The organism is Pseudomonas sp. CFII64 (assembly GCF_000416235.1).
Lineage (GTDB): Bacteria > Pseudomonadota > Gammaproteobacteria > Pseudomonadales > Pseudomonadaceae > Aquipseudomonas.
This window is the reverse complement of the sequence record NZ_ATLO01000010.1, coordinates 118,221-134,064: the sequence shown is the minus strand read 5'-3', so window position 1 is coordinate 134,064 and position 15,844 is coordinate 118,221. Positions and strand designations below refer to the sequence as shown.

At 58.6% G+C, this 15,844-nt stretch carries 17 protein-coding genes; 4 read left to right on the top strand and 13 right to left on the bottom strand.

The features are described from left to right. From pstB to CFII64_RS05495, 9 genes are all read right to left on the bottom strand, one after another. Complete coding sequence (pstB, locus tag CFII64_RS05535) at positions 1 to 780, bottom strand: phosphate ABC transporter ATP-binding protein PstB (protein ID WP_020289787.1); 780 nt, start codon at positions 778 to 780, stop codon at positions 1 to 3. Beyond that, the gene (gene pstA / locus CFII64_RS05530; protein ID WP_020289786.1) at positions 780 to 1,664 is read right to left on the bottom strand and encodes a phosphate ABC transporter permease PstA; all 885 of its coding nucleotides are present in this window, start codon (positions 1,662 to 1,664) and stop codon (positions 780 to 782) included. Before pstA ends, pstB begins: the two co-directional genes overlap by 1 nt. Further along, complete coding sequence (gene pstC / locus CFII64_RS05525; RefSeq protein WP_020289785.1) at positions 1,661 to 2,656, bottom strand: phosphate ABC transporter permease subunit PstC; 996 nt, start codon at positions 2,654 to 2,656, stop codon at positions 1,661 to 1,663. Before pstC ends, pstA begins: the two co-directional genes overlap by 4 nt. An 82-nt stretch (positions 2,657 to 2,738) precedes the next feature. After that, positions 2,739 to 3,758, bottom strand: coding sequence for a phosphate ABC transporter substrate-binding protein PstS (gene pstS / locus CFII64_RS05520; RefSeq protein WP_020289784.1), 1,020 nt, complete (start codon positions 3,756 to 3,758; stop codon positions 2,739 to 2,741). A 540-nt stretch (positions 3,759 to 4,298) separates the two neighbouring features. After that, positions 4,299 to 5,081, bottom strand: a complete 783-nt coding sequence (locus CFII64_RS05515; RefSeq protein WP_020289783.1) for an ABC transporter substrate-binding protein — start codon at positions 5,079 to 5,081, stop codon at positions 4,299 to 4,301. A gap of 128 nt (positions 5,082 to 5,209) precedes the next feature. Next, positions 5,210 to 5,566, bottom strand: coding sequence for a RidA family protein (locus tag CFII64_RS05510; RefSeq protein WP_020289782.1), 357 nt, complete (start codon positions 5,564 to 5,566; stop codon positions 5,210 to 5,212). Between the two features lie 13 nt (positions 5,567 to 5,579). Further along, positions 5,580 to 6,998, bottom strand: coding sequence for an FAD/NAD(P)-binding oxidoreductase (locus CFII64_RS05505; RefSeq protein WP_020289781.1), 1,419 nt, complete (start codon positions 6,996 to 6,998; stop codon positions 5,580 to 5,582). Further along, positions 6,991 to 7,317, bottom strand: coding sequence for a (2Fe-2S)-binding protein (locus tag CFII64_RS05500; protein WP_020289780.1), 327 nt, complete (start codon positions 7,315 to 7,317; stop codon positions 6,991 to 6,993). Before CFII64_RS05500 ends, CFII64_RS05505 begins: the two co-directional genes overlap by 8 nt. After that, positions 7,307 to 8,431 carry an FAD-binding oxidoreductase gene (locus CFII64_RS05495; RefSeq protein ID WP_020289779.1) on the bottom strand — a complete coding sequence of 375 codons (1,125 nt, stop codon included), beginning with the start codon at positions 8,429 to 8,431 and terminating at the stop codon, positions 7,307 to 7,309. Before CFII64_RS05495 ends, CFII64_RS05500 begins: the two co-directional genes overlap by 11 nt. 145 nt (positions 8,432 to 8,576) lie before the next feature. On the opposite strand from CFII64_RS05495, the gene CFII64_RS05490 reads away from it, so the two are divergent. Together CFII64_RS05490 and CFII64_RS30200 are read left to right on the top strand one after the other, a co-directional pair. Next, positions 8,577 to 9,482, top strand: coding sequence for a LysR substrate-binding domain-containing protein (locus CFII64_RS05490; RefSeq protein WP_044901204.1), 906 nt, complete (start codon positions 8,577 to 8,579; stop codon positions 9,480 to 9,482). A 92-nt stretch (positions 9,483 to 9,574) separates the two neighbouring features. Then, positions 9,575 to 9,913, top strand: a complete 339-nt coding sequence (locus tag CFII64_RS30200; RefSeq protein ID WP_020289777.1) for a hypothetical protein — start codon at positions 9,575 to 9,577, stop codon at positions 9,911 to 9,913. A gap of 82 nt (positions 9,914 to 9,995) precedes the next feature. On the opposite strand, the gene CFII64_RS05480 is transcribed toward CFII64_RS30200, so the two are convergent. Next, entirely contained in the window at positions 9,996 to 10,496 is a 501-nt protein-coding gene (locus CFII64_RS05480) for a VOC family protein (RefSeq protein ID WP_020289776.1), read from the bottom strand. 310 nt (positions 10,497 to 10,806) lie between these two features. Here CFII64_RS05480 and CFII64_RS05475 point away from each other — a divergent pair, with 310 nt between their 5' ends. After that, positions 10,807 to 12,138 carry an OprD family porin gene (locus CFII64_RS05475; RefSeq protein ID WP_020289775.1) on the top strand — a complete coding sequence of 444 codons (1,332 nt, stop codon included), beginning with the start codon at positions 10,807 to 10,809 and terminating at the stop codon, positions 12,136 to 12,138. A gap of 57 nt (positions 12,139 to 12,195) precedes the next feature. On the opposite strand, the gene CFII64_RS05470 is transcribed toward CFII64_RS05475, so the two are convergent. Beyond that, positions 12,196 to 13,884: a VRR-NUC domain-containing protein gene (locus tag CFII64_RS05470; RefSeq protein ID WP_020289774.1), complete on the bottom strand. Its 1,689-nt coding sequence runs from the start codon at positions 13,882 to 13,884 to the stop codon at positions 12,196 to 12,198. A gap of 173 nt (positions 13,885 to 14,057) precedes the next feature. Between CFII64_RS05470 and CFII64_RS05465 the strand changes: the two genes are divergently transcribed. Further along, complete coding sequence (locus CFII64_RS05465) at positions 14,058 to 14,570, top strand: nucleoside 2-deoxyribosyltransferase (RefSeq protein WP_020289773.1); 513 nt, start codon at positions 14,058 to 14,060, stop codon at positions 14,568 to 14,570. Here CFII64_RS05465 and CFII64_RS05460 read toward each other — a convergent pair. Beyond that, positions 14,556 to 14,786 carry a hypothetical protein gene (locus tag CFII64_RS05460; protein ID WP_020289772.1) on the bottom strand — a complete coding sequence of 77 codons (231 nt, stop codon included), beginning with the start codon at positions 14,784 to 14,786 and terminating at the stop codon, positions 14,556 to 14,558. The two genes, CFII64_RS05465 and CFII64_RS05460, sit on opposite strands and share 15 nt — an antisense overlap. A gap of 99 nt (positions 14,787 to 14,885) precedes the next feature. Beyond that, on the bottom strand, positions 14,886 to 15,788 hold the full coding sequence (locus CFII64_RS05455; RefSeq protein WP_020289771.1) for a LysR family transcriptional regulator: 903 nt from the start codon (positions 15,786 to 15,788) through the stop codon (positions 14,886 to 14,888). Positions 15,789 to 15,844: the final 56 nt, after the last annotated feature.

The following is a 15,844-nucleotide window of genomic DNA, read 5'->3' as shown; positions in this document are numbered from 1 at the left end:
TCAGCCGAAACGCCCGGTGATGTAGTCTTCAGTCTGGGTCTTGGAAGGCTTGGTGAAGATGGTGTCGGTGTCGCCGTGCTCGATCAGCTCGCCCATGAACATGAACGCGGTGTAATCCGAGCAGCGCGCCGCTTGTTGCATGTTGTGGGTAACGATGATCACCGTGAACTGCTCTTTGAGTTCGGTAATCAGCTGTTCGATGCGCCCGGTGGAAATCGGGTCGAGAGCAGAAGTCGGTTCGTCCAGCAGCAGGACCTGTGGGCGTAACGCAATGGTGCGCGCGATGCACAGCCGCTGTTGCTGACCGCCGGACAGGCCGGTAGCGCTTTGCTTTAGCTTGTCCTTGACTTCATCCCACAGCGCCGCGCCGCGCAACGCCTGTTCAACGCGATCTTCCATTTCGCGACGCGAGAGCTTTTCGTGGTGCTTGATGGCGTAGGAAATGTTGTCGTAGATCGACATCGGAAACGGCACCGGCTTCTGAAACACCATGCCGACATGGCTGCGCAGGCGGTTCATCGAATAGCCAGGGGCCAGGATGTTCTCGCCATTGAGCAGCACTTCACCCTTGGCTTCCTGCTTGGGGTACATCGCATAAATACGGTTGAACACGCGCAGCAAGGTGGATTTGCCGCAGCCCGAAGGACCGATGATCGCGGTGATGCGTTTTTCCGGGATCACCATGTCGATGGATTTCAGGGATTGCTGGCCGCCGTAGAAAAACTCCAGACCACGGACTTGAATCTTGGTTTTTTCATTGGCAAGGGAAAGGTTATTCATCATGACGCCCTATTGCGCAAAAGAATTAAGCGGGAAGCAAGACTGAGGAACAGCACGAACAAGGTCATGACCAGAGCACCTGCCCAGGCCAGAGAGTGCCAGTCGTCGAACGGGCTCATGGCGTACTGGAAGACCACCACCGGAACACTGGCGATCGGTTTGAGCAGATCGCTGCTCCAGAATTGGTTGCCGAAAGCGGTGAACAGCAACGGCGCGGTTTCGCCGGTGATACGTGCCAGCGCCAGCAGGATACCGGTGACCACGCCGGCCTTGGCCGCACGCAGCACGATCTGCAAGGTCAGCTTCCATTGTGGAACGCCCAGTGCCAACGCGGCTTCGCGCATGGTCGACGGCTGCAGTTGCATCATCTCGTCCGTGGTGCGCACCACCACCGGAATCACCAGCAACGCCAGCGCCAAGGCACCGGCGAGCGCCGAGAAACCAACCTGGTGATTGGTGATAGCGTTAAGCGGTAACACGACCACGGTGTAGACGAACAGACCCAGCACGATGGACGGTGCCGACAGCAGGATGTCGTTGATAAAACGCACCGCGTTGCCGAGTTTGGTGTAACGGGCAAATTCGGCCAGCCAGATGCCGGCCATCAAACCAATCGGTGTACCGATCAACAGGCCGATGCCGGACATCAACACACTGCCGTAAAAGGCGTTGGCCAGACCGCCTTCAGTGCCAGGCGGTGGCGTCATGCCGGTGAACAGCTGCAGATTCAGGGCATCGATACCCTTGATGATGGTGGTCAACAGAATCCAGACCAGCCACAACAGACCAAACGCCGTGGCGCCACAGCTGAGCACCATCGCAATTTTGTTCTTGAAGTTACGGGAGCGGTAAAGGCGCTCGCTGCCTGCCATGTCCTTACTCATAACCCCTCCTTGCGTGACAGACGAGACAACATCAGACGTGCCAGAGCCAGCACGATGAAGGTGACGACAAACAACAGGAAGCCAAGGGCGATCAGGGCCGAACGGTGCAAGTCGGTGTAAGCCTCGTTGAACTCGTTGGCGATCACCGACGCGATAGAACTGCTCGGCATCATCAGCGAGGCCGAGAATTGGTGGGCGTTACCCAGCACGAAGGTCACCGCCATGGTTTCACCCAGCGCGCGACCCAGACCGAGGAACACACCGCCGACAACGGCTGAACGCGTGTAAGGCAGAACGATGTCCCAGACCACTTCCCACGTAGTGCCGCCCAATGCGTAGGCCGATTCTTTCAACGTGGTGGGGACGGTGCGGAAGACTTCCTGCATGACGGAGGTAATGAACGGCGTAATCATGATCGCCAGCACAATACCTGCTGTCAGCATGCCGATGCCCAAGGGCGGGCCCTGGAACATAGGGCCGATCAGCGGCAATGCACCCAGGTTTTCGGTGATCCAGGGCGAGAGATGTTCAGCCATGAACGGCCCGAATACAAACAGGCCCCACATGCCATAAATGATCGAAGGAATCCCCGCCAACAGTTCGATGGCCGAGGCGATGGGCATCCGCAACCAGGGCGGTGCTACTTCGGTCAGGAAGATTGCAATGCCGAAGCTCACCGGAACGGCGATCAGCAAAGCCAGAAATGAGGTCACCAGTGTGCCGTAGATCGGAACCAGTGCGCCGAACTTGCCGGCGTTCACGTCCCATTCGGTACTGGTCAGAAACTCGAACCCGAAGGTTTGAAACGCCAGACTGCCCCCCCAGAGGGTCGACAGGGCAATACAACCCAGCATTGCAAGCACCAGCATCGCAGCTGCCTGTAACGACCGCTTGAACCACAAGTCATGGCGGTGATCCCGCTTGGCGCGCTTCTCGCCCTCGGATTCAACTTCCGTGACGTTAGCGGACAGGTATTGGGTGTTTTCAGTCATGTTGGGTCCACTCGCAAGGAAAAGCCCCTGTCACCGGGTCGATATCGCGACACGCTGACAGGGGTGTACGGGCCTGGAACGCTTACTTGGTGAATTCCGCTTTCCAGTAGCCTTCTACGCGGTCAACCAACGACTTGGGCAGCGCAACATAGTCCAGCGACTCGGCTTGTTTCTGGCCGTTTTCCAGGGACCACTTGAAGAAGTCAAAGGCCGCAGCGCTTTTCTCTGCGTTCTTGGCTTGCTTGTACATGATGATCCAGGTAGTGGCTGTGATTGGCCATGCGCCTTCGCCCGGAGCGTTGGTCATGATCAGGTTGAAGTCTTTGGCGCTTGCCCAATCGGCGGTGTCAGCAGCAGCAGCGAACGCTTTGGCGTCAGGCTTGATGAACTTGCCGGCAGCGTTTTTCAGCTGGGTGTAAGACAGTTTGTTGGTCACAGCGTAAGAGTATTCGACGTAACCGATCGAACCCTTGATCTGCTTCACGTAGGCAGAAACACCTTCGTTACCCTTGCCACCCACACCGGCTGGCCAGACGACTGTCGAACCAAACTTCAACTTCTCGTTCCACTCCGGGCTGACTTTGCTCAGGTAGTTAGTGAAGTTGTAAGTGGTACCCGAACCGTCCGAACGGTGGACAACGGTGATCAGGGAATCTGGCAGCTTCACGCCGGAGTTCAATTCAGCGATGGCCGGATCGTTCCACTTCTTGATGTCGCCCATGAAGATCTTGGCGATGGTTGGGCCATCCAGCTTCAGCTCGCCGCTTTCCACGCCTTCAACGTTGACGATCGGCACGATACCGCCGATCACGCTTGGGAACTGACCCAGGCCGCCGGCTTTCAGGTCGTCTGCGGACATCGGGGCATCGGATGCGCCGAAGTCAACAGTGGCCGCCTTGATCTGAGCGATACCGCCGCCCGAACCGATGGACTGATAGTTGATGCGGTTGTCCGCGGTTTTGCTGTAGTCCTGGGACCACTTGGAGATAACCGGAAAAACGAAACTCGAACCAGCGCCCGTTACGTCAGTCGCATGGGCCATACCGCTCAGGCACAGCGAAGCGATCAGAAGCGACAAGCGTTTTTTAGTCAGCAGTATCACGGCAATACCTCAACAAGAGAATTTTGATGGCCCATCCATGGGAAGGCCCGATGCGGATTTAATCCTCGGAATGTTGCGGTTTAATGACAATCAGTCGAGTTGTGTCGATTTCGGGATTTTTTGTAGGAGATGTCTTACGCGCCAAAAACCAAAAACCCCCGGATTCAGTCAATGAATACGGGGGTTTGCGCTTTTTTAGTGCGAGGGGAAAACTAAAGGCTTAAAGCCATTACTTTAGGAGCGAATTCATTCGCGAGGAGGCCGGGATAGGCTCCGGTTATCCCGCTGACTGAACCGACGCCCTCCCGGATGAATCCGGTCCTACAAGATCTTCCGGGATGAATCCGGTCCAACAATCGCGCCGATTTCGAAAACGTAGGAGCGAATTCATTCGCGAGGAGGCCGGGATAGGCTCCGACTCTCTCGTTGGCTGCCCCGACGCCCTCCCGGATGAATCCGGTCCTACAAGATCTTCCGGGATAAATCCGGTCCGACAGCTCAGGCATTTGCGGGCAAGCCTCGCGCCTACAGATTTATCGGTTATTCCCCGTAAATATCGAAATCGAAATACTTCAGACGAATTTTCTCGTACGTGCCATTGGCGCGGATTGCGGCAATCGCCTGAGTGAAGCGGCCAGCCAATGGATCGTTTTTGCGCACGGCGACGCCGATGCCGGTTCCGAAGTACTTTTCTTCGGTGAACGTCGGGCCAACGAACTGGTAATCCTTGCCTTCGGGTTTCTTCAGCAAACCTTCGTCGATGGCCACGGAGCTGGCCATGGTCGCATCCAGTCGGCCACCCAGCAGGTCGAGGAACACCTCATTCTGCGAGCTGTACGGCACGAGGATTGCCCCCTGCGGGACGAATTTTTCAGTGGCGTAGCGCTCGAAGTTGGTGGCCCGCTGCACGCCGATCCGCTTGCCTTTGAGCTGCGCCGGCACGTCAGTGATGCCGCTGTCCTTGCGCACCACCAGCCGCGCCGGGATTCGATAATAGCGGTCGCTGAAGTCCACGGACTTCATACGCTCCGGCGTCATCGACATCGAGGAGATGATCGCGTCGACCTTCTTGACCTTGAGGGCCGGAATCAAGCCGTCGAACTCGTTTTCCTTCCAGACGCATTCGACTTTCATCTCGGCGCAAAGCGCCTGGCCGATGTCGTAGTCAAAGCCGACGATCTGGTTGTCCGGCGTCTTGGACGCAAATGGTGGGTAAGCGGCTTCGATACCGATGCGCAGCTGCGGCTCGGCGGCCTGGGCGTTGACGGCCAGCGCCAGAAGTGAGGCGAGGCCGAGTTTGATGGCGGTGTTTTTCAGGTTCATGCATGGCTCCAGACGATGTTGTTCAAATCGGTCCCGCCCCGGAAGGGATCGTGGCCGTTATTGGCAGCAGCAATGTGAACAGCGGGAGTGAGCGCTCTGTTGGCGCCCTACTCCATGACAAGCAAAGGTCAGACGGCAGCGGTAACGATCAGCTCCAGCAGGATCTGCGGGTCGTCGAACATCACTTGCGCGGTGGCCCGAGCCGGGGTCTGCGTGGCATCCACCCAGGCGCTCCAGGTTTCGTTCATGCCGGCGAAGTCAGCGCTCATGTCCTTCATCCAGATCTGCACGCTGAGCAAACGACTCTTGTCGCTGCCGGACGCTGCCAGCAATTCGTCGACACGCGCCAGCACCTGACGGGTCTGACCGCGAATGTCCTGGGTGCAATCGGCGGCGACGATGCCACTCAGCCAGGCCACGCCGTTGTGCACGACGCTTCTGCTTAATCGCGCGTTGCTTTCGATACGGTGGATGGGTGTACTCATGGGAAATTCCTTATTAAGGGGTGGTATTAATTGAAGATTGGCACTCGGTGGAAGGCTTTTCAGCGGCCAACTGCTTGAGCGTGATGGGTTTGAGCGGCGAACGAATTCGGTAATAGCCCACTTGCGCAGGACTGATCCGTCGCCGCTCGGCGATGATTTCGGTGACCGTCAACCCGCACATGCGCCCCTGGCAAGGCCCCATGCCGCAGCGTCCGAATGCCTTGGTCTGATTGGGACCCAGACAGCCCAGATCGACGTACTGGCGAATCGCACCGGCGCTGACCTCTTCGCAGCGGCAGACCGTGACGTCATCCCCAGGGATGCGGTTTTCCGCTTGCGGGCGATACAGCGCGTCGATCAAAGGCCGTGCCGCATTCTCGCGACCCAAGGCCTGTCGCCAGGGTTTGGCCAGACGCTTGAACTGTGCCTGGTCGATACGTTGTTGTTGATAGGCCATCGTCAGGGCCGCGAGACGACCTTGTGACCGCGCAACACTGGCGCCGCCAATCGCCCCGCCATCACCGGCGATGAAGATACCCGGCAGGCTGGTCTGACCGTCGGCATCACGGCGTGCAACCCAGCAGGCCTGTTGCTCATTCCAGTCATGCTCGACCCGCAAGGACCAGCTAATCTGGGTATTGGGCACCACGCCCTGATGCAGCAGGATCAACGATGCTGGCAGCGTCCAGGGACGACCGGCGCAATTGAAGCTCAAGCCCGTCGCGCGACCCTCGCCCTCGACACGAAGCTGGCGCGCGCTGCGAAAATGTCGGACGCCCGCGCGTTTCAATTCCGCCAGCAGGCGCAGCCCTTTGAGCAAATCCCGCCAACCGCGCAAGGCGCCGGGCAGTTGCCGCCAACTGCGTAGTGCATCGCCGTGGCTGCTGGTGTCGACCAGCGCCAGAATGGCGATTCCGGCGCGCAGGTATTGCACCGCCAGCAGATACAACAAGGGGCCGCAACCGGCGAGCACCACAGGTCCGGCCGGAATAAGCGCGGCACTCTTGAGCAGGATCTGCCCCGCTCCGGCGGTCATTACGCCGGGCAAGGTCCAGCCTGGAATCGGCATCGGTCGTTCGAACGCCCCTGTCGCGATCAACAGGTGGCGCGCCTGCAAGACTTCGGCACCACCATCGACCAGGAAATGCACACGCCGCTCCGGCGTGATTTGCCACACCGACGCGCCGGGGCGGTAATCCACGGCACTGGCCATAAAGGCCTCGGCGAGTTCACCACCCGCTACATAGTCGGCGCCGAGTACCGCACAACTGCGGGCGTCTGCACTGCGAATATTGCGGTAAATCTGTCCACCAGGACTGGCTTGCTCATCCAGCACGACGACCCTCAGCCCCAGGCGTGACGCTTCGATGGCTGCACTCATCCCGGCGGGGCCGGCGCCGATGATCAGCAAATCCACGGGCTGATCATTCATCTTCGTCGCTCCAGGGCAGCAAATCCCGAGCGCCAGCCTGAACCCGCACGCTCATGCCGGGCCGCACCGCAGTGAGACAGGCCTGACAGTTAGCCAGCCCATCGATCTCCACCACACATTCGAAACAGACGCCCATCATGCAATAAGGCGCGCCGGGCCGGCCGTTGATGGCACTTTCCCGAGTCTGGTGGACGCCGCTGGCCAGTAACGCAGCTGCCAGGGACATCTCGGCGGGCACTGACAAGGGTTGCCCCTCGAACTGGATATCGACGCGCCCGGCCTCACTGTCGATACTGCGAAACAACGCTTCAGTGAGCATGACCTACCTCGACCACGCCGCGGAATCGGGCAAGGCTGAATGGTTGAATGGGTTGTTCATCGCCCTGCCCGGCTATCCACGGAGCAAGCCGCAGCACGTGGGCGGCGGCCAGCGTCACGCCGCTGTGGCAACTGACCACGAAGGCGCCTGGGCAAGTTGTCGGTGCCTCATAGATAGGAAAACCGTCGGCGCTCAATACCCGCAGCGCGCCCCAGGCCCGGACCAGTCGCACCTGACCCAGGCGTGGAAAACACTGGATACCGCGTCTGGCGATATCGCCCATGACGTCGCTGCTGGTCCTGTCGTCGAAGCCCACCGACTCCAGGGAATCGCCGAGCTGCACGGTGCCTTCGTCGGTTTGCCGGACGTAAGTAGTGGGGTAATGCAAAAACGGCTTGAGGCGTTCAGTCACCAGAATCTGCCCGCGATTGGGTCGCACTGGCACATCCAGCCCAAGCTCGGCGCCCAATGGCCGATTGCCCAGTCCGGCAGCCAACACCAGCTGTTCGCCGTGAAACCGTTGCTCGCCAACCGCGACTTCGAAACCTTCGGCATGTTGGCCGATGGCATCCACACGTTGACCGCTGATCACCTGCACTCCGCGCAACTGGCAGGCCGCGTACAGGGCGCGCAGCAGCTTGAGTGGATTGACGTGGCCGTCCATTGGCGAAAAGCACGCACCGACCACCTCAGGACCGATGCCCGGCAAGCGGCTGCGCAATTGCGCCGGGTCCAGCAGCTCGAAGGGATAATCGCCGTCGAAAGCCTCGCGCAGCCACAGCAGACGGCGGGTTTCCTCGGCCATTTCCTCATCGCTCAGGCACAGCTGAAAACCGCCAGACTGGCGCAGGTGAATCTCGACTCCGGTATCGGCACGCAGCGCTGCATCCAGTTGCGGCCACAGCGCCACCGACTCACGAGTCCACCGGGCATAGGGACTCATGTGGTAGCCCTTGCTCTGAACCCAGAGCAATCCGAAGTTGCCTCGCGCAGCGCGAAACGCATCGTCGCCCTCATCCAGGACGCAGACCTGCCGCCCCAGCAGAGCCAGTCCATAAGCAATGGACATCCCCACCAGACCACCGCCTACGACAATCACATCAGATTTATGCATAAGGCCCGTTTTTCATCTATTGCGACCTGATTTATCAATGATTAGGCCGTCTTGATTCGATGAAAATGATCCTAGAAGGCTGACGCGCGCTTTAAAAATGCTTTATTTTCGTTCACTCATGTTTTTTTGTTATGGGTTGATGATTATGAATCTGCGCCAACTCGAAGCCTTTCGTGCAGTGATTCTTGGCCAGACCGTGACGCGCGCCGCAGAGATGCTGCATATCTCGCAACCGGCGGCGACTCGCCTGATCGCCAGCCTGGAAGATGACATCGGCTTCGCACTGTTCGACCGCATCAAAGGCCGCTTGCAGCCCACTGCCGAAGCCATGACGCTGTATCAGGAAGTGCAAAGGTCGCTGATCGGGGTCGAGCGCATTGCCCGCACGGCAAGGGACATTCATAACCTCAAGCGCGGCGCGCTGCAGATCGCCTGCGCGCCAGCCATGGGCTTGTCTTTTTTACCGCGAGCCATCGCCGGGTTCATCGCCGAGCATGATCAGGTGCAGATATCCTTGGTGGTGAATTCGTCGCGCGAGGTGATTGATCTGGTGGCCAGTCAACGCTGCGACCTGGGCATCATTGTCCTGCCCAATACTTATCCAAGTCCCCGTGGCGAGAAGTTGCTCGCCACGCGAATGCTGTGCGCGGTTCCCGCAGGGCATCGTCTGCAGGACAAACCCCTTATCGTGCCGCAGGATCTCGAAGGTGAAGCCTTCATCTCATACCCACACGCCATCGGTTCCCGGCAACAGATTGATACGATTTTCGCGACGCACAACGTGGAGCGCCAATTGCGCCTGGAAACCCAACTGTCGCTGCCCATGTGCGGCTTCGTCGAGCAAGGTCTGGGCGTCGCGCTGGTCGATGCGATCAGCGCCGTGGAATATCGAGGAAAAGGCATTGTATTCAAAGCCTTCAAGCCGGCCATCGAGATGGATTTCTGCATGCTGTTGCCGGTGCACGGCGAAGCTTCGCGCCTGCAGGACAGCTTTCTTGAGCACATGCACGCCTTCATCAAGAGGGAAATTCCCGAGATTTATCGTTTCTGACGCGCTGCCGTTGGTCGGGCGCAGCGGCACCTATATCGTGAGTCACGCAACCAAACAGATGTATGGCCCCAATAACAATGGAGACTCACATCATGTTCAACAAAAGACTGACCGCCCTCGCCCTGTCCGGCTTGCTGGTCACGGTTGCGGGAACGGCATTTGCCGGTTCCACCGGGCCGACCGATCCCGTGGACAACGCGCCGAAAGTCCCACTGGAAAAAAACACCGACGGCACGAATCCAGGTGCCAAAGGCACCAGCCCAGGCGTGAAAGGCATGGACCCGGAACCCGCCAACCAAGGCATGGACAACAGCACCGGCGGCGGCATGAGCAACAAACAAGGCATGGGCGGCAGCGGCGGCGGTGGCGATGGCAGTAGCGGCGGCGCGGGTGGCAATGGTGGAAGCGGTGGCAGTGGCGGCGGCAGCTAGGCATTGAACCACCGCTGCCCCGCGTGCAGCGCCTGACGAACAAGCCTTTGCAAAGCATTGCACAGGCTTGTTGCGCCCCTCTTCACTCTCCGCTGAATGCTCGTTCCAGCCTTGCGATATCAAGCTTCTTCATCTGCAGGATCGCGGTCATTACGCGGTCATTCTGACCGGCATCGCCGCTGCCCATTTTTTCCATCAAGAGAGTGGGCAAAATTTGCCAGGACACGCCGTACTTATCCTTGAGCCAGCCACATTGCTGGGCATTCGGGTCGCCGCCTGCCGACAGCCGATCCCAGTAATCGTCCAGTTGCTGCTGATTTTCACAGTACACCTGCAACGATATCGCTTCATTGAAGGTAAAAACCGGCCCGCCGTTAAGGGCCGTAAACAGTTCCCCGCGCAATTCGAACATCACTGACATCACCGATCCCGCTGGCCGACCATGCACCTCGAAGCCGGCTTCGCCATAGTGGCTGATGCCGAGGATCCGCGAGTCTTCGAAAATACCGGTGTAGAACTCGGCGGCCTGCTGCGCCTGATCATCGAACCACAGGCACGGGCTGATCATTTGTTTTATAGCCATGAATAATCCTCCAGAAAGCGTGACGCCCAACGCCACGTACTTGATTAGTCGATCCGTGATGTCCGGTTTCGACACCACTGCAAACCTGAAATAAAACGTATCAGGAATGAAACAACGCACTTCCGAAATAAGAGACAAACTAAAAAACAACTTACCAATCGTCAGAAACAACCCTCTATAAGCGCTTGATTTAGCCACTCAAGTGGCGATTCGATAGGTTGCTATTATGCTTGGCTTCTTGCGGGCGAACTCTGGCAGCCACGTTTTCATTACAGGCACAGCAATTCATATACCCAAAGGTAAAGCCATCATGAAAGTAATTACTATCAGTTTGATCGCAGTGGCAATTACGGCGGCGGCTATGCAATCAGCGGCGGCGGAAGCATTGGTCAGCGATCAAAACGAAGCCAAAGGTTTCATGGAAGACGCCAAGGCCAATGTGCTGTTGCGCAACTACTACTTCAATCGCGACGGTAAAAATGGCATCGGCGACCGAAGAGATTGGTCGCAGGGCGTATTGGGTAATTTCTCTTCAGGGTTTACCCAAGGCACGGTCGGCTTTGGCGTGGATGCCTACGGCTGGTTCGGTCTGAAACTCGATGGCGGCGCCGGAAGATCGGGCACCGGCAACATTCCGGTAGACAGCGATGGCAGCCCGGAAAGCAACTTCAGCAGTGCCGGTGGCGCACTCAAACTGCGTTTCTCCAAGACCCTGCTCAAGTGGGGCCAGATGCAGCCAACTGCGCCGGTGTTCGCGGCGGGCGGCACCCGGTTGTTCCCGCAGACGGCCACCGGACTTGCTCTGCAAAGCAGCGAAATAACCGGACTGGATCTTGAGGCTGGCCACTTCACCGCCGCCAACGGCCCGCAACATACTGACTCTGACGGTGAGATTTTCGCGACTTACGCCGGGGTCACCGCCAACAGCGTTGATTATGTCGGCGGCAAGTATGCAATCACTGATGCCCTCTCCGTTTCGCTGTACGGATCGGAGTTCGAAGACATCTGGCGTCAATACTATGCCAATGCCAACTACACACTGGCGCTGGCCAACGATCAATCATTGCTCTTCGACTTCAATATCTATCGCACTAACGACGAAGGCCAGGCCAAGGCTGGCGATATCAGTAACACGACCTGGTCGCTGTCGGGCGCCTATGCATTCCTGGCAGGTCACACTATTACGCTCGCCTATCAACAAGTACACGGCGATGAACCGTTCGACTATGCAGGCTTCGGCGATAACGGACCAGGCTCGGGCGCGGACTCCATCTTTCTCGCCAACTCGATTCAATACTCGGACTTCAACGGCCCCGGCGAGAAATCCTGGCAAGCGCGCTATGACCTGGCAATGAGCGCCTACGGTGTGCCGGGGCTGAGTTTCATGGCGCGCTACGCCAACGGCAAGGATATCGACGGCACCAAGATGGCGCTGGACAGCCCGTATCGCGCATACGGTTATGGCGAAGACGGCAAACATCACGAAACCAACCTGGAAGCCAAATACGTTGTCCAGCAAGGGCCGGCCAAGGACCTTTCAGTACGCCTGCGTCAGGCCTGGCATCGTGGCAACGCCGATCAGGCCGAGGGCGACCAGAATGAATTCCGGGTGATTGTCGATTATCCGATTTCGATTCTTTGATAAAAAACCGTAGGACCGGCTTTAGCCGGGAGCACGCCCTCCCGGCTAAAGCCGGTCCTACAAATGGGAGGATGCACACGCAGCTAACCTGGCGTCACACTCGCGCGCGACCTCCCACTGCACATAACACACCACCACCGGCATGCCATGCTCGGCGCAGAAATCCAGCCAGCGCAGTTGGTTGTCCTGCAAGCGGTCGCCGGGGCCTTTGACTTCGATCATGCGGTAGCGGCGCTGCTCCGGGAAAAACTGGATCAGGTCGGGCATGCCGGTGCGATTGGCCTTGATGTCCAGCAGCAGTCGGCGAAACCAGTGGCGCAAATGCTCCACCGGCAAGCACAGCAAGGCCTGTTCCAGCAGTTCCGGTGTCAGCGCGCCCCAGAATACGAACGGCGATTGCAGGCCGAACTTGCTCAGATAATGCGCACGGATGGTGGCCTGCCATGCATCGCAATCCAGCTGTGCCAGACATTCCTCGAACAATGCGGCGCGACGCTGATAAAAATCCGGGCTGTGCAAATCCGCAGGTCCGCTGTGGAACGGATGAAAGAACGCCCCCGGCAACGGCGCAAAAATCGCCGGCCAGCACAGCAGGCCGAACAGTGAATTGATCAGGGTATTTTCCACGTAATGCACCTGGCTGCCCTCCTCGGCCAGATGCAGCTGAATCAATTGCTCGACGCGCAGATCCGGGCGCGGCGCAACGCACAGGTCCAGCCGTTGTACATCGCGCACCACGCGCCGTTGCTTGCCGGCCAGGCCAAGCTTGCGTTGCAGGCGCGGCAAGACACGCAGCAGATGCTGTTTTTCCGCCTCGTTTTCCGGAGCGGCCTGCGCCTGCTCCACCAGAGCCATTGCCTGTGCATACTCGGCGCTGCGCTCCAGCACGCGAATTCGCCGGGAGCGCGCTCCGGGATACTGGCTTTGCTCATAGACGCGCAAGGCCAGCGGCCAATCCTGGGCTCGCTCGGCCTGCTGTCCGATCTGAAACAGCAACTTGCCGCGACGCACGCTCAACCATGGATTCGAGGTGGTGATCGCGATGGCCGCGAGCGCCAGTCCGTGCAGATCAGCAGCCTGGTCCAGGTCCTGACGACACAAATGCAGAGCCAGACAGGTGTCGATATCCGCACGCTCGGCAATGCCTCGGGACTGCGGGGAAAATTCGACTGTCTCATAGCGATAGATGCCCAGATCAGCCAGCACGAACTCGGACCATTCCTGATACAGATTGCCGAAGTACAACAGCCGCAATCGGTCGCAGATGGGCATGACGGTCAGCTGGAAAACCTTGTCGTCGATCTCGGCAAACCATTCGTCCAACGCCAGCGCCGACTCATGCAATGGCTGCAACCGGGCGAGCAGCTCGGCTTTGCGTTCGACGCCCTTTACCCCGTGATGCTTGAAACACTGGCCCAGCTCCGCCTTGCGCAGCAAAGCGAAGAGTTGTTCGAGGCTCAATGCGGGTCGAGGATCGATCCAACCGGTGTGCAATAACGGCATGACCGCCAGTTGGGTATCGCCGATCTCGTCGTAGCTGAGCTTGCTGGCCCGAAACAACATGCCCTTGCGCATGACCATGCGCACCAGCAACCCTTGCGCGGGTTGCGGCAACGCGTCGAAGGTGGTGATGAAATGCCGTTCCTGCTCATCGAGCAAATCGTCATAGCGCTGGACGATCCAGGCCAGAACCTGACGAAAGTTATCGAGGTAGTAGAAAGGGTTTTCCAGTTCTAACGTAGGCACGGCCGGGTTCACGCGTGGGAAAGATCGCCCAAGGATACTGGTTATCCGTACAGATTTCAGCCTGGTCAGCTGCGTCCTGATAAATGGTGGCGATCCAACGTCCGGATCACCGTGAGTCATCCCCCGCCCAGGGTATAGAATCCCCCGATGCGACCGGCTCATTGGAGAACGCCATGCACATCCGCACTGCCCCGCAGATTTATCTGGCAGGCTTTGACGTGTTCCGTCAGGACGCCATCGAATACGGCAACTACCTCAAGGCGCTGTGTAGCGCCCACGGCCTGGAAGGCCTGTACCCATTCGACAATGAAGTTGCCCCGCAGCTGTCGCCTGAGGAAACGGCCAGCATGATCTGCTCGATGAATATCGCCATGATCCAGCGCTGCTCGGCGGTGCTGGCCAATCTCAATGTATTTCGCGGCTTCGAGCCGGATTCAGGCACGGCCTTCGAAGTGGGCATGGCGGTCGCGCTGAACAAGCCGGTGTGGGCGTATTTCGAGCCGGTGGCGTCGTTGCGCGAACTCGTACCCCATGATCACAACGGCTGCGATGCACAAGGCTATGTGGTGGAAGATTTCGGTCTGCCGCGCAACCTGATGATGGCGTGTACCTGGGCCGGAGCCAGCTCAACCGTGGAGCTGGGCGTCGAGGCGTTGTCGCTGCATCTGGCGTCAATTGAGCGATGAAGAACCTACATCGCTGCCAAAGATCGGGTCCAGCTTGTCCGAGTCGCTGAATTCGTCCAGCCCCAGCACATCCAGATCCAGATAACCTTCCGGATCAGTATCTTCGTCGGCATCAGCGTCATTGAGGGGCGACTGATCACCGCCAAAATGGTGGTCGCCGCTGGCGAAAAGCGGCATCAATGCCTGACGGCTCAGCGAATGTAGGTGGCTCTGCATCGTTTCCTGCTCCTGATCGTTTTCCTCGATCGAGGGTGCCGTTCACCCCCGTATAAGCCACAGGCTAACTCAGTGCGCGCAGAAATGGAGCTACCCGGATCACGTCCAGCTCAAAAATTCCCCGCTGCTGTCGCGCAACATCTGCACCATGGCCTGGGCCGCAGGCGACAAATAGCCACCTTTGCGCACCGTGCAGCCGATGGTGCGCTTCATCGTCGTGTGCTCAAGCGCCACTTCGCGCAAACGTTGCATATTGTTGCCGAACTCCAGGGTTTCCCGGGCGGTGAAGCTCAGCAGGCTGGTACGCTCGATCAAGCCGGGCAACAGCGGAATGGAGTTGGCTTCGATCTGCACCACCGGCAACGGCAAACCTTGCCTTAAAAACGCTTCGTCCAGCCATTTACGTGAGGAAACCCCCACCGGCGGCAGTACCCAGCGATAGCTCGCCAGGTCCGCCATGGTGTAACGGGTCTTGAAAATCGGATGATCCTCGCTGGCGATGACCACCGCCTCGTCCTTGAGGATTGCATGGCTCTCGCACTGTTCGTCATCGGTGATCAGCGAGCAGATGATCATGTCCAGCTGGCCGGAACGCAGCGACTCGCGCAACAGATCGTCCTGGCCGATGACCATTTTCAGGGTGATGTCCGGCGCCCGTTGCAGCAATGCCGAGGTCAGCTTCGGCAGCAGGTATTCGGCCATGGTCGCCGCGCAGCCCAGACGAATGTTACCCACCGCACCGCTGGCAAAATCCCGCACCTCGCGTTGGGTCTGGGCGATGCTCTGCTGCAGGACCTTGCCTCGTGCCTGCAAGAGTTCACCGACCGGCGTCAACTTGATGCGTCGGCCGTCGCGCTGGAACAACTTGGTGCCGAACGATTCCTCCAGACGCTGAATGCTTTTGGTCAGCGCGGGCTGGCTCCGGTTGAGCTTCTGTGCAGCGCGACCCAAGTGGCCCAGCTCGGCAATCGTTTCGAAATAGGTGAGATCGCGAAGATCCATAATTCATCAACCAAAGTTATCAATTCATGACTATTAGAAAATAGACTTGATCGATT